Origin of the sequence: Ottowia sp. (assembly GCF_046348305.1) — a bacterium.
In the GTDB taxonomy this organism is placed as follows: Bacteria; Pseudomonadota; Gammaproteobacteria; order Burkholderiales; family Burkholderiaceae_C; genus Ottowia.
Genome location: NZ_JAXMEM010000004.1, coordinates 183,093 through 196,675 on the forward strand (window position 1 = coordinate 183,093; position 13,583 = coordinate 196,675).

The 13,583-nt window shown below is 68.6% G+C and carries 10 protein-coding genes; 6 read left to right on the plus strand and 4 right to left on the minus strand.

What is annotated here, in order from left to right; translation table 11 throughout:
• Nucleotides 1–172 precede the first annotated feature (172 nt).
• Nucleotides 173–3,772, minus strand: coding sequence for an indolepyruvate ferredoxin oxidoreductase family protein (locus tag U1F38_RS05075; RefSeq protein ID WP_409985969.1), 3,600 nt, complete (start codon nt 3,770–3,772; stop codon nt 173–175).
• Nucleotides 3,773–3,892: 120 nt separating this feature from the next.
• Here U1F38_RS05075 and dacB point away from each other — a divergent pair, with 120 nt between their 5' ends.
• The gene (gene dacB / locus U1F38_RS05080; protein WP_409985970.1) at nt 3,893–5,407 is read left to right on the plus strand and encodes a D-alanyl-D-alanine carboxypeptidase/D-alanyl-D-alanine-endopeptidase; all 1,515 of its coding nucleotides are present in this window, start codon (nt 3,893–3,895) and stop codon (nt 5,405–5,407) included.
• 58 nt (nt 5,408–5,465) lie between these two features.
• Here dacB and U1F38_RS05085 read toward each other — a convergent pair whose 3' ends face one another.
• Nucleotides 5,466–6,089, minus strand: a complete 624-nt coding sequence (locus tag U1F38_RS05085; protein ID WP_409985971.1) for a response regulator transcription factor — start codon at nt 6,087–6,089, stop codon at nt 5,466–5,468.
• 170 nt (nt 6,090–6,259) lie between these two features.
• On the opposite strand from U1F38_RS05085, the gene U1F38_RS05090 reads away from it, so the two are divergent.
• Nucleotides 6,260–7,282, plus strand: a complete 1,023-nt coding sequence (locus tag U1F38_RS05090; protein WP_409985972.1) for an isopenicillin N synthase family dioxygenase — start codon at nt 6,260–6,262, stop codon at nt 7,280–7,282.
• A gap of 24 nt (nt 7,283–7,306) precedes the next feature.
• Here U1F38_RS05090 and U1F38_RS05095 read toward each other — a convergent pair whose 3' ends face one another.
• Nucleotides 7,307–7,771, minus strand: coding sequence for a winged helix-turn-helix transcriptional regulator (locus U1F38_RS05095; RefSeq protein WP_409985973.1), 465 nt, complete (start codon nt 7,769–7,771; stop codon nt 7,307–7,309).
• A gap of 120 nt (nt 7,772–7,891) precedes the next feature.
• Between U1F38_RS05095 and U1F38_RS05100 the strand changes: the two genes are divergently transcribed.
• A complete protein-coding gene (locus tag U1F38_RS05100; protein WP_409986148.1) occupies nt 7,892–9,217 on the plus strand; it encodes a D-amino acid dehydrogenase in 1,326 nt (441 codons plus the stop codon).
• On the opposite strand, the gene U1F38_RS05105 is transcribed toward U1F38_RS05100, so the two are convergent.
• Nucleotides 9,208–10,128, minus strand: coding sequence for a LysR family transcriptional regulator (locus U1F38_RS05105; protein ID WP_409985974.1), 921 nt, complete (start codon nt 10,126–10,128; stop codon nt 9,208–9,210). The genes U1F38_RS05100 and U1F38_RS05105 overlap by 10 nt on opposite strands.
• A 384-nt stretch (nt 10,129–10,512) precedes the next feature.
• On the opposite strand from U1F38_RS05105, the gene U1F38_RS05110 reads away from it, so the two are divergent.
• From U1F38_RS05110 to U1F38_RS05120, 3 genes are read left to right on the plus strand one after another with little or no spacing between them, the layout of a single operon-like run.
• Nucleotides 10,513–11,622: an extracellular solute-binding protein gene (locus tag U1F38_RS05110; protein ID WP_409986149.1), complete on the plus strand. Its 1,110-nt coding sequence runs from the start codon at nt 10,513–10,515 to the stop codon at nt 11,620–11,622.
• 13 nt (nt 11,623–11,635) lie between these two features.
• A complete protein-coding gene (locus tag U1F38_RS05115; RefSeq protein WP_409985975.1) occupies nt 11,636–12,715 on the plus strand; it encodes an ABC transporter ATP-binding protein in 1,080 nt (359 codons plus the stop codon).
• Nucleotides 12,712–13,581, plus strand: coding sequence for an ABC transporter permease (locus tag U1F38_RS05120; protein ID WP_409985976.1), 870 nt, complete (start codon nt 12,712–12,714; stop codon nt 13,579–13,581). Before U1F38_RS05115 ends, U1F38_RS05120 begins: the two co-directional genes overlap by 4 nt.
• Nucleotides 13,582–13,583: the final 2 nt, after the last annotated feature.

Below are 13,583 nucleotides of genomic sequence, written 5' to 3' on the forward strand. Positions count from 1 at the left end.
AAGATCGAAGTCGCCAGCAAACAGGCGAACCCTTTATTGTAAGTCGCGCCAGCCGCCGCGGCCGCGGCGCCCCGGCGTGATCGAACCGGCGCCAGTCGCTGGTCAAAAAACTATCGAATCGATAGCTTGCAGCGCCCGCCAATCATGGACCAGCGCTCATTTTGACGCTCAATCAAGCTGCGGCGCGGCGCGCCTGCGGCGCCTCGCGGTACTGCGCCATCAGCGCGTCCCAGCGCTCGCGTGCCGCCTTCAGGTTGCGCTCCTTCACGTGGCCGTAGCCCTTGATCTGCTCGGGGATGCGGGCGATCTCCAGCGCCGTGGCGTGGTTGTCGGCACTCAGCGACTGGAGCACTTGCTCGATGCTGGCGCGGTACTCGCCGATCAGCGCGCGCTCGGTGCGGCGCTCTTCGGTCCGCCCGAAGACATCCAGCGCCGTGCCGCGCAGGCCCTTGAGCCGCGCCAGGATGCGGAAGTTGCGCAGCATGCCGGGGCCGAACTTCTGCTTGATGAGCTCGCCCTTTTCGTTGCGCTTGGCCAGCAGCGGCGGCGCCAGGTGGTAGTTGAGCTTGAAGTCGCCCTCGAACATGCCTTCGATGCGCGCCAGAAACTGTGGGTCGCTGTGCAGGCGCGCCACCTCGTACTCGTCCTTGTAGGCCATCAGCTTGAACAGGCCGCGCGCCACGGCATCGGTGAGGCTGGTCTTGCCCAGCGCGCTTTCGGCCTGGCGCACCTGCTCGACAAACGCCTTGTAGGTGGTGGCGTAGGCGGCGTTCTGGTAACCGGTCAAAAACTCCACGCGGCGCGCGATGATGGATTCGAGCGTCTCGCGCGGCTTGAGCACAATGGGCTGTTCGCCCAGGCTGGCCAGCGCCGTTTTCACCCGCTCGGGCGCGTGCGCGGCCTGGCGGCCCCATTCAAAGGCGGCCTTGTTGTTCTCGACCTGCACGTTGTTCAGCTCGATGGCGCGCAAGAGCGACGCGCGCTCAAGCGGTACCCAGCCCTTTTGCCAGGCGTAGCCCAGCAGCATGGGGTTGACGTAGATGGTGTCGCCCATCAGCTTGCCGGCCACGAGGTTGGCGTCGAAGCTGGCCACGCCCGCCTCACCCACGGCGCGCTGCACGTCGGCCAGGCAGCGCTCGGCCGGGTTTTGCCAGGCGCTGTTTTTCACGAACGCGGCCGTGGGCGTGGCATAGGCGTTCAGCGCCACATGCGTGCGCCCTTCGCGCATGCGCGAGACGGTCTCGGGGTTCACCGCCACGATCGGGTCGCAGCCGATCACCAGGTCCGCGGCCGCCGCACTGACGCGCGTGGTGCGGATGTCGTCTTGCGCGCTGCCGATCAGCACGTGGCTCCAGGTGGCCCCGCCCTTTTGCGCCAGGCCCGCCGCGTCCTGCGTGACGATGCCCTTGCCCTCCATGTGCGCGGCCATGCCCAGCAGCTGGCCGATGGTGATCACGCCCGTGCCGCCCACGCCCGCCACCACGATGCCCCAGGCGCCGCCGGGCGCGGCCTGCGGCAAGGTGGGCTCGGGCAGCGCGCCCAACTCGAAGGGCGAGACGCTGGCCTTGGCCTTGGCCTTTTTCTTCAGGCTGCCGCCCTCCACCGTGATGAAGCTGGGGCAAAAGCCCTTGACGCAGGAAATGTCCTTGTTGCAGGTGCTCTGGTTGATGGTGCGCTTGCGGCCGAACTCGGTCTCCAGCGGCTCCACCGACAGGCAGTTGCTTTTCACGCTGCAGTCGCCGCAGCCCTCGCACACCAGCTCGTTGATGACCACGCGCACGGCCGGGTCCACCATGGTGCCGCGCTTGCGGCGGCGGCGCTTTTCGGTGGCGCAAGTCTGGTCGTAGATGATGACCGTGGTGCCCTTGAGCTCGCGGAATTCGCGCTGGATCGCGTCCAGCCGGTCGCGGTGCTCGATGGCAATGCCCTCGGGCAGGCCCTGCGCGCGCGCGCCTTCGTACTTCTCGGGCTCGTCCGTCACCACGGTGATCTTGGCCGCCCCTTCGGCGCGCATGTTCTGCGCGATCTGCACGACCGTGAGGCCCTCGGGCCGCTCGCCGATGGGCTGCCCGCCCGTCATCGCCACCGCGTCGTTGTAGAGAATCTTGTAGGTGATGTTGGCACCGGCCGCCACGCTCTGGCGCACCGCCAGCGAGCCGCTGTGATAGTAGGTGCCGTCGCCCAGGTTGGCGAACACGTGCTTTTCGTTGCTGAAGGGCTGCTGCCCGGTCCAGGGCACGCCCTCGCCGCCCATTTGCGTGAAGCCGATGGTGGCGCGGTCCATCCACACCGCCATGAAGTGGCAGCCAATGCCGGCCATGGCGCGCGAGCCCTCGGGCACGCGGGTGGACGTGTTGTGCGGGCAGCCTGAGCAGAACCAGGGCTGGCGCTCGGCGCCGCTGCCTTCGCTTTTGAGCACCTGCAGCGTGTGCTGCGCGCCGTCCAGGATGGCGAGCTGGCGGTCGATGCGCGCCGTCATGTCGGCGTCCAGCCCCAGCTTTTTCAGGCGTTCGGCAATGGCGCGGGCGATCAGCGCCGGCGTCAGATCGGCCGTGGCGCGCAGCAGCACGTTGGCCGTGGGGTTGGTGCGCGACCATTCGCCGCCCGTCATGTCCCCCTCGCCGCCGCTGCGGAACTTGCCCACCACGTTGGGACGCACATCGGCCCGCCAGTTGTAGAGCTCCTCTTTCAGCTGGTATTCGATCACCTGGCGCTTTTCCTCGACCACCAGGATTTCCTTCAGGCCGGTGGCGAACTGGCGCGTGGCCTGTGGCTCCAGCGGCCACACCACGCCCACCTTGTGCAGGCGGATGCCGAGCTGGCGGCAGTGGGCATCGTCCAGCCCCAGGTCCAGCAGCGCCTGGCGCGTGTCGTTCCAGGCCTTGCCGCTGGCGATGATGCCGAAGCGGTCGTTGGGGCCTTCGATCACGTTGCGGTTCAGCCGGTTGGCGCGGATGTAGGCCAGCGCGGCATACCACTTCCAGTTGAACAGGCGCTCCTCCTGCGGCAGCGCGGCGTCGGGCCAGCGAATGTGCACGCCGCCGGGCGGCATCTCGAAGTCGGTGGGGATCGCGATCTCGACGCGCTCGGGGTCGATCATGGCGGTGGCGCTGGACTCCACCACCTCCTGGATGGTCTTCATGCCCGACCACACGCCCGCATAGCGGCTCAGCGCAAAGGCATGCACGCCCATGTCCAGAATGTCCTGCACGCTGGCCGGGAAGAACACCGGAAAGCCGCAGGCCTCGAAGATGTGATCGCTCTGGTGCGCGGCGGTGCTGCTCTTGGCGATGTGATCGTCGCCCGCCACCGCGATCACCCCGCCCCACGGCGTGGTGCCGGCCATGTTGGCGTGCTTGAACACGTCCGAGCAGCGATCCACCCCCGGCCCCTTGCCATACCAGATGCCGAACACGCCGTCGAACCGGTTGCTGCCCGGCGGCGCAAAGCCCAGTTGCTGCGTGCCCCACAGCGCCGTGGCGGCCAGTTCCTCGTTCACGCCGGGCTGAAAGACGATGTTCTGCGCCTGCAGGTACTTCCTGGCCGCCCACAGCGCTTGGTCGTAGCCGCCCAGCGGCGAGCCGCGGTAGCCGCTGATGAAGCCGGCCGTGTTCTTGCCGGCCAAGGCATCGCGCTGGCGCTGCAGCATCGGCAGCTTGACCAGCGCCTGGATGCCGCTCATGAAGGCGCGGCCGTGATCCAGGCTGTATTTGTCGTCGAGCGTGACGGTCTCCAGCGCCTGGCGGATGGACTCGGGCAAGGGGGCGTTCATGGGGCGTGTCTCCTGAAATCGCGACCGCACACCGGCGCAGGCCGGCGTTCGACGTCGATCCGGCAAAGTGTATGCGGCATTGCCGTGTCCGACCTGCCGTGGGGCCTACACTGCGCACCCATGCGATGGTTGCGGCATGCACGGGTTTCGATGGCGCTGGGCTGCGTGCTGGGCTGGGGCGCCGCGGGCGCGCAGGCCTTGCCGGCCGAGGTGGCGCAGGCGCTGGCGCGCGCGGGCGTTCCCGAATCCAGCGTAGCCATGGTGGTGGCGCCGCTGCTCCCTCCGCCGGGCACCGTCAGCCGCGCGCCCGAGCCGGTCAACCCCGGCGGCGAGGCCAACCCCGCGCCCGCCGCGCCGTCGCCGCCCGCGCCGCGTTTGGTGTGGCGGCCCGATGCGCCGATGAACCCGGCCTCGGTGATGAAGCTGGTGACCACCTACGCCGGGCTGGACCTGCTGGGCCCGGGCTATTTCTGGAAGACGCGCGTCTACGCCCAGGGCCCCGTCAAGGACGGCGTGCTGCACGGCAACCTGCTGATTCAGGGCAGCGGCGACCCCAAGCTGGTGCGCGAGCGCCTAGCCGACCTGGTGGACGCCATCCGCGCCAAGGGCGTGACGTCCATCGAGGGCGACATCCTGCTGGACCGCAGCGTGTTCAAGCTGCCGCCGCACGATGCGGCCGCGTTTGACGACGACCCGCTGCGCCCGTACAACGCCGGGCCCGACGGGCTGCTGGTCAACTTCAAGGCATTGGTGTTTCACTTCAAGCCCGAGCGCAAGCGCCGGTCCGCGCAGGTGGAGGTCGAGCCGCCGATCGCCGGCGTCAAGCTGCCGGCCGCGGTGCCCACCAGCGGCGGCGCGTGTGGCGACTGGAAGACCCAGCTGGCCATCGATTTCAGCGACGCGGACGCGCCGCGGTTCAAGGGCCGCTATCCCGCGCGCTGCGGCGAGCAAAGCTGGGCCCTGGCCTACCCCGACCCGGACGGCTACGCCCCGCGCGTGATCGAGGCCATGTGGCGCGCCGCCGGCGGGCGCCTGAGCGGACAGGCCAAATGGCAGCAGCACGGCGCCAAAGGCCAGCCGCTGGTCACCGGCCTGTCGCTGCCGCTGGGCGAAATCGTGCGCGACATCAACCTGTACTCCAACAACGTGATGGCGCAGCAGCTGTTTCTGACGCTGTCGGCCGCCGGCGACGGGCGCGGCAGCTTTGCCGAATCCACCAACACCTTCAAGCGCTGGTGGCGCGGGCGCTTCGGCCTGCGCGCCACGCCGGTGATCGACAACGGCTCGGGCCTGTCGCGCGAAGGGCGCGTCACCGCGGCCTCGCTGGTGGCGCTGCTGCAGCAGGCCGCGGCCGGACCGAATGCCGAGGTGTTCGAGCGCTCGCTGCCCGTGGCGGGCGTCAGCGGCACCCTGCGCCGCCTGGCCGAGCGCAGCCCCGGCTCGGAAGCCATCGGCAACGCCCGCCTGAAGACCGGCACCCTGCGCGACGTGACGGCGATCGCCGGCTACGCCCGGGGCCGATCGGGCCTGGCCTGGGTGGTGGTGGGCCTGATCAACGACGCCAACGCCGAGGCGGCGCGGCCGGCGCTGGACCGGCTGGTGGAGTGGGCGATCCGGGACCGGGCGACCGAGTAAGCGCTGGGTCGATAAAGGCAAAACATGGCTGCAACGCGCTCAGGACAAGCGCAAACAGTTACAGTTTTTGCAGTAAATTGGCCAATTCCACGGCCGACTTGACGTCCATCTTCTCGAACACCCGGGCGCGGTGCACCTCCACCGTGCGCACGCTGATGGCCAGCTCGTGGGCGATCTGCTTGTTGGCCAGGCCGCCGGCCACGCGCTCCATCACCGCCCGCTCGCGCTCGGTCAGTTCGTCCATGCGCGCCTGCACCGCGCGGCGGCCCGCGCGCTGGGCCAGCCGCTCGCGCGACAGCGCCAGCGCCTGCTCCACGCGGTCCACCAGCGCGTTGTCGGAAAAGGGCTTTTCGCAAAAGTCGAAGGCCCCGCGCTTGACGGTGTCCACCGCCGTCGGTACATCGGCGTGGCCGGTCAGAAAAATCACCGGCCACAGCGTCGGCACGCCGCGCGCCAGCAGGCGGTCGAACAGCGTCAGGCCGCTCAGGCCGGGCATGCGCACGTCCAGCAGGATGCAGCCGGGTGCGGCCGGCTCATCCGCGCCCAACGCCTGCTCGAAGGCCGCCGCGCTGGCGTAGGCCTGCGACAGCAGGCGGCGCGTGCGCAGCAGCCAGGCCATGGCCTCGCGCACGCTGGGATCGTCGTCGATGATGTGAACGGTGGCGGCCTCCGGGTGGTTCATGGGTCGAATTCTAAAAACGCGCGGACAGCTGGCAGCGGACATTTGATAATGTTGTTTCTCGCAGGCCGGTGGCGGTCTACGCGTCCATCGCGGGCCATGACCCGGGTGCATGGCATGCGTGGACACCGGTTCAACTGCATCTTGACAGTCTGTTCAGCACAAGCAAGCCCATGCCATCGCCATCTCTCGCCTCGCGCCCCATCGACGCGCTGCCCATCCTCGATCTGTCGCTGCTGGCCGGGGGCGAGGCGGGGCAGCGCCAGTTCCACGCCAAGCTGCTGGCGGCCACGCACGAGATCGGCTTTTTCTACTTGATCGGCCACGGCATCGACGGCGCGGCAAGCGCGCGCGCCTTCGACGTCGCGCGGCGCTTTTTCGCCCTGCCGCTGGCCGACAAATTGCAGGTCGAAATGCTGCGCAGCCCGCAGTTTCGCAGCTACACCCGCACCGGCGGCGAGTTGACGCAAGGGCAGGTCGACTGGCGCGAGCAGATCGATCTGGGCAGCGAGCACCCGCGCTGCACCGATGCCAGCGCGCCGGCGTACATGCGGCTGGACGGCCCCAACCTGTGGCCTGCCGCGCTGCCCGAGCTGCAGGGCGTGTTCAACGACTGGGCCGAGCGCTGCACACGGGTTGCGCAGCAGTTGATGCGCGCCTGGGCGGTGGCGCTGGGCAGCCCGGCCGACGTGTTTGACCCGGCCTTCGGCACGCGCCCTTCGACCCTGATCAAACTGGTGCGCTACCCCGGCCGGGCCGAGCGCGGCCAGGGTGTCGGCGCGCACAAGGACCCGGGCGTGCTGACCATGCTGATGATCGAGCCCGGCAAGGCGGGCTTGCAGGTGTTGCATGGCGAGCAGTGGATCGACGTGCCGCCCCTGCCCGACGCCTTTGTCATCAACATCGGCGAATTGCTGGAGTACGCCACCGACGGCTACCTGAAGGCAACGCTGCACCGCGTGGTCGCGCCGCCGGCGGGGGAGGAGCGCCTGTCGATCCCGTTCTTTTTCAACCCCGCGCTCGACTCCACGGTGCCGCGCATTGCCCTGCCGCCCGCGCTGGCGCGCGCCGCGCGCGGCCTCACGCGCGATCCAGCCAACGTGATCACCGGCACCTTTGGCGAGAACCTGCTGAAAGCACGACTGCGCGCGCACCCCGACGTGGCGGCGCGACACCACGCCGATCTGCTGGCCTGATGCGCGGCGCCGACGGCCCGTGCATCAAGGCCCCACCGGCAGCACCAGGCTTTCCTTGACCTCCTCCATCACCACATAGCTGTTGCTCTGCGCCGGCACCGGAATCTGGCGCAGGATCTGGCCCAGCAGGTCGCGGTATTCGCGCATGGCCGACAGGCGCGCCTTGACCAGGTAGTCGAAGGCGCCCGAGATCAGGTGGCACTCCAGCACGCGTGGCTCCAGCAACAGGGCCTGGCGCACGGCGTCGAACACCTCGGCCGACTTGGACGCCAGCGTCAGCTCGACGAACACCAGCAGCCCGCGCCCCAGCGCCTCGGGATTGACGCGCGCGTGATAGCCCAGGATCACGCCCGAGCGCTCCAGCCGGCGCACGCGCTCGGTGCAGGGCGACACCGACAGGCTCACACGCTCGGCCAACTCGGTCATCGACAGGCGGCCCTCGCGTTGCAGCTCTTCCAGAATTTTTCGGTCGATTCGGTCGAAATCCATTTTTTCACTTTCAATTGTCCTATTGACAGTGATTTTTGCTGAAACCAGGCCGTGCAGCAAGCCATTTCGGTGTCTTTCACCGCCCGCTCCTGCCTAAACTTCCATCATCGAACAAGGGTTTTGGAGACGGTCATGAAAGTCATCGTTCTGGGCGGCGGCGTGATTGGTGTCAGCACCGCGTATTACCTGGCGCGCGCCGGCGCGCAAGTCACCGTACTGGAGCGCGAGAACGGCGTGGCGCTGGAGACCAGCTTTGCCAACGCCGGCCAGGTCTCGCCCGGCTACTCCACCCCCTGGGCCGCGCCCGGCATCCCGCTCAAAGCCGTCAAGTGGATGTTTCAGAAGCACGCGCCGCTGGCCATCCGCCTGGACGGCAGCGTGTTTCAGCTGCGCTGGATGGCCGCCATGCTGCGCAACTGCACCAGCGCGCGCTACGCCGTCAACAAGGAGCGCATGACGCGCCTGGCCGAGTACAGCCGCGACTGCCTGCGCCAATTGCGTCAGGACACCGGCATCGAGTACGAGCAACGCACCCTGGGCACGCTGCAGGTGTTTCGCACCGACAAGCAGCTGCAGGCCGCGCACCGCGACACCGCCGTGCTGCAGGAATGCGGCGTGCCCTTCCGCATGATGACCGATGCCGCTGACCTGGCCGAGTACGAACCCGCCCTGGCCCACGCCCGGGGCCTGGTCGGCGGCCTGCAGCTGCCGGGCGACGAGACCGGCGACTGCCAGCGCTTTACCACCGAGCTGGCCGACAAGGCGCGCGCACTGGGCGTGCAGTTTCGCTTTGGCGTGCAGATCGACGAGTTGCAGCAGCGCGGCGGCCAGATCAGCGGCGTGAAGCTGGCCGGTGAAGCGGGCGAAATCCTCACCGCCGACCGCTACGTGCTGGCGCTGGGCAGCTACTCGCGCGCCCTCTTGGCCCCGCTGGGCCTGGACTTGCCGGTCTACCCCGTCAAGGGCTACTCGCTCACCGTGCCCCTCATCGACGAGTCGCGCGCGCCGCGCTCGACCGTGATGGACGAAACCTACAAGGTCGCCATCACGCGCTTCGACAACCGCATCCGCGTGGGCGGCATGGCCGAGCTGGGCGGGTTCGATCTGCGCCTGAACCCGGCGCGCCGCGAAACGCTGGAGCACGTCACGCGCGGCCTGTTCGACGGCGGCGGCGATCTGCCGGCAGCGACCTTCTGGACCGGCCTGCGCCCCATGACGCCCGACAGCACCCCCATCGTGGGCAGCACGCGCCTGGCCAACCTGATGATCAACACCGGCCACGGCACCCTGGGCTGGACCATGGCGGCCGGCTCGGGCAAGCTGGTGGCTGACTTGACGCTGGGCCACCGGCCCGACATCTCGACTTCAGGCCTGGGCCTGGATCGCTATCAACAAAATAGCGGACTGCGCTTGCATGGCTTTGGCCATCGCCCCGCTCACGCCTGAGAATCTGCGGAAAAGTCCCCCACGCCCGGCAGCCACTCGGCCAGGCTGGCGCTGATGCCGGCCAGCACCGGGTTGTCGTTGTCCTTGCGCCAGGCCAGCAGCAGGCTCACGGGGCGCGCTGGCGTGGTGCGGATCGGCCGGTACACCACGCCTTCCGGGCGCAGCATGGCGGCGCTCTCGGGCACCAGGGCCACGCCCAGGCCGGCGCGCACCAGCGCCAGCATCGAGTGGATTTGCGTCACGTGCTCGACGATGTCGGGCGCCACGCCGGCCCGCTCCAGCAGGCCATCGACCAGATGATGGAAGTAGCGCGCCTCGAACGGCGAATACATCAGAAACGGCTGGCGATTCAGCGCCTTCAGTGAGGGCTGGCGCGGCCAGTCGCGCGCGGCCGTCTCGGGCAGGGCCAGCACCAGCGGCTCGGCGAGGCCGGGCCGCGTCACCAGGTCGCGGTGCTCGACAGGGGGGCGCAGCAGGCCCAGGTCGATCTGGCGCGCGTCCAGCGCCTCCAGCTGCGCGCTGGTGACCATCTCGCGCAGCGTCAGGTGCAAGCCCGGGCAGCGCGCGCGCAGTTGCTTGACCAAGAGCGGCAGCAGCCGATACCCCACCGACGCGGTAAAGCCCACCGCCAGCGAACCCGCCGCACCCGCAGCCAGGCGCCGCGCGTTCACCGCCGCCTCGTCGGCCAGGCGCAGGATGCGCGCCGCCTCGGGCAGAAAGCCGCGCCCCGCCGCCGTCAGGCGCACCTGGCGGCTGCTGCGCTCCAGCAGGCGCGTGCCGACATGGTGCTCCAGCAGCTGGATTTGCCGCGACAGCGGCGGCTGCGTCATGTTCAGGCGCGCAGCGGCGCGGCCGAAGTTCAGCTCCTCGGCCACGGCCACGAAACAGCGCAGGTGATTGAGTTCAAACATGACGTTCAGTCCCGGTGTCCATGGCTTTTCGTGTCACCAGCAGGCGATGAATCCCAAAGAGCCAAAAGGTCGTGGAGCAGGCCAGGTCAGCGATTGCCGTGGCCGAGGTTCCTTCGGCCACTGGCGCTGCACCCTGCAAGGGGGTGGGCGAAACATCGCGCAGCGAGTGGAGACTGGGGGTGTTCCATTATCAATTCAATTTGAGCATCAATCGAGCCAATCTTTATCTTGGACGAGAAACGATGTGCTTGCAAGAATGTGGCTTTCATCGCACCATCACGGGCCGCATCGAGCCTTTTTGCGAACACCAGGAGACAAGACATGACAAGCATCGCGCGAATCCCCGGCTGGCAACGGCTGTCCCGGCTGGCGGGCGCCGCAGCCATGGCGGGCGCCGCGGCGCTGGCGCAGGCCGCGCCGGTCACGCTCAACATCGTGGACGTGGCGGGCAACCTGGCCGTCACGCAAAAGGCGCTGGAGGCGTTTCGCGACCAGAACCCGGATTTGGTGTCGAGCATGACCTTCACCAACGCCCCCGCGCCGCAGATCCCCGGCAAGATCAAGGCCATGCAGGCGGCCGGGCGCGCCGACATCGATCTGGTGCTGACCGGCACCGACGCGCTGGCCGCCGGCATCGAGCAGGGCCTGTGGCTCAAGCTGCTGCCCGAGCACGACAGCGTGTTCAAGGCCGACACCGACAAGTACCACCCCGCCGCCGCCAAGATGCAGCAGCTGGCCCAGGGCTATGGGCTGGAGGTGAGCTTCATGCAGGGCGGCCCGCTGCTCGAATACAACCCCAAGACGGTGCCCAACCCGCCCAAGACGCCGGCCGAGCTGCTGACCTGGTGCAAGGCCAACCCGGGCAAGTTTTTGTACGCGCGGCCGGCCAACTCGGGCCCCGGGCGCGCCTTCCTGATGGGCCTGCCCTATCTGCTGAAGGACAAGAACCCCTACGACCCGATCAACGGCTGGGACAACACCTGGAAGTTCCTGAAGGAGCTCAACACCTGCGTGCCCTACTACCCGGGGGGCACCTCGGCCATCATGAAGGAGCTGGGCCAGGGCGGGCGCGACATGACGGTGACGGTGACGGGCTGGGACATCAACCCGCGCGCCCTGGGCATCGTGCCGGCGGACTTCAAGGTGCAGGCCTTCGACAATTTCACCTGGGTGACCGACGCGCACTACATGGTGATCCCCAAGGGCGTGAGCGCCGACAAGCAGAAGGTGCTGTTCAAGCTGATGGCCTTCATGCTGCAACCCAAGCAGCAGGCCATGACCTATGACGCGGGCTACTTCTACCCCGGCCCGGCGATTGCCAACGTGCCGCTGTCGGCCGCGCCCAAGGAGAGCCAGGAGGTGATCGAGAAATACGGTCGCCCCGAATACGCCAAGATGACCGCCGACCACCCGAGCGCGGTGCCGCTGGACGCCAAGGCCATGGTGGCGGCCTTCAAGAAGTGGGACGACGAGGTCGGCGCCTTGAAGAAATAAGGCCGGCCGCATCATGACCGAGTCCTTCAAGCAGCTGCGCCTGGACGGCGTGGGGCGCGCCTACCCCACCGCGTCGGGCGCCACGGTGGCGGCGCTGGCCGATCTGCACCTCGACATCCAGCGCGGCGAGTTCGTCGCCCTGCTGGGGCCCTCGGGCTGCGGCAAGTCCACCGCGCTCAACTGCCTGGCGGGGCTGACGGACCTCAGCTCGGGCAGCATCTGGCTGGACGACACGCGCATCGACACCTTGCCGCCCGAGCGGCGCGGCTTCGGCATGGTGTTCCAGAACTACGCGCTCTTTCCGCACATGAGCGTGCAGGACAACGTGGGCTTTGGCCTGCGCATGCGTGGCACGCCCAAGGCCGATGCGGCGCGGCGCGTGGCCGAGGCGCTGGCGCTGGTGCAGCTGGAGGGCCATGCCAAAAAGCTGCCCGGCCAGCTCTCGGGCGGCCAGCAGCAGCGCGTGGCCATTGCGCGCGCCATCGTGATCGAGCCGCCCGTGATCCTGATGGACGAGCCGTTGTCCAACCTGGACGCCAAGCTGCGCATCGAGATGCGCGCCGAGATCCGGCGCATCCACGGCGCGCTCAAGCTGTCCACCGTGTACGTCACGCACGACCAGGACGAGGCGCTGTCCATGGCCGACCGCATCGTGGTGATGCGCGCCGGCAGCGCGCAGCAGATCGGCACCCCGCGCGAGGTCTACGGCAGCCCCTGCAACCTGCACGTGGCGCGCTTCATGGGCTATCGCAACGTGCTGCCGTTTGCGGTGACGGCGCTTGATCACGACCGAATCACCGTGCAGTCGCAGGGCGTGGCGCTGCAGGGCACGGCCATGGCGGTGCCGGCCGGCACGCGCGAGGTGGCGGTGGCCATGCGGCCCGACGATTTCGAGCTGGCCGGGGCCGCCAGCGACAACGCCTTTGATGCGACGGTGAAGGCCATGGAGTTCGGCGGTCGCACCTCGCTGCTGATCGTGGACAGCCCCATCGGCGAGCTGTTCGTGCGCCTGGGCGGCGTGTTTCAGCCGGGCGACCGCGTGCGCCTGCACATCCCGCCCGAGCGCACGCTGGTCTACGCGGAGGCAGCATGAGCGGGACCGCGCTGCAAGCCAAGCGCGACCGCCGCGGCTGGCTGGCGGCGCCCGCGGCCCTGGTGCTGCTGGCGCTGTTCGTCTACCCCTTCCTCTACGGCCTGTTCATCTCCTTCAAGCCGATGGAGGGCGGCCCCTTCTGGGCCAACTACGCGCATTTCTTCAGCACCGCCACCGACTGGGGCACGCTGTGGATCACCTTCAAGCTGGCCGCGCCCGCCACGCTGATCAACCTGGGCATGGCCGTGCCGGTGGCCTTTGCGCTGCGCCGGCCCAGCCGCATGCAGCGCGTCGTCACCACGCTGCTGGTGGTGCCCATCACCCTGGGCACGGTGCTGATCGCCGACGGCATGCTGACCTTCTACGGCCCGGTGGGCTGGTTCTCGCAGGCGCTGCGCGCGCTGCACCTGTACGAGGGCGAGGTGCGCCTGACGCACAACTACTGGGGCGTGCTGATCTCGCTGGTGATCTCGGACTTTCCGTTCGTGTTTCTGCTCACGCTGTCGTACATCTCGGGCATCGACCCCACGCTGGCCAAGGCCGCGGGCACGCTGGGCGCCGGGCCCTGGCAGCAGTTCCGGCTGATCTACCTGCCCCTGCTGGTGCCAGGCCTGAGCATGGCGGCGGCACTGTCCTTCGTGCAGACCTACGCCGTGTTCCCCTCGGCCATCCTGCTGGGCGCGCCCGCGGGGCCCACGCGGGTGATCTCGATCGCCGCGTATGAAGCGGCCTTCGAGAACTACGACTACGGCATGGCCTCGGCCATTGCCATGATCATGGGCGCGGCGCAGCTCATCGTGGTGGCGGCCATTTTCGCGTTCCGCAAGGCCTTCTACACCGGGCCCGCGACCAGCGGAAAGGGGTAAAC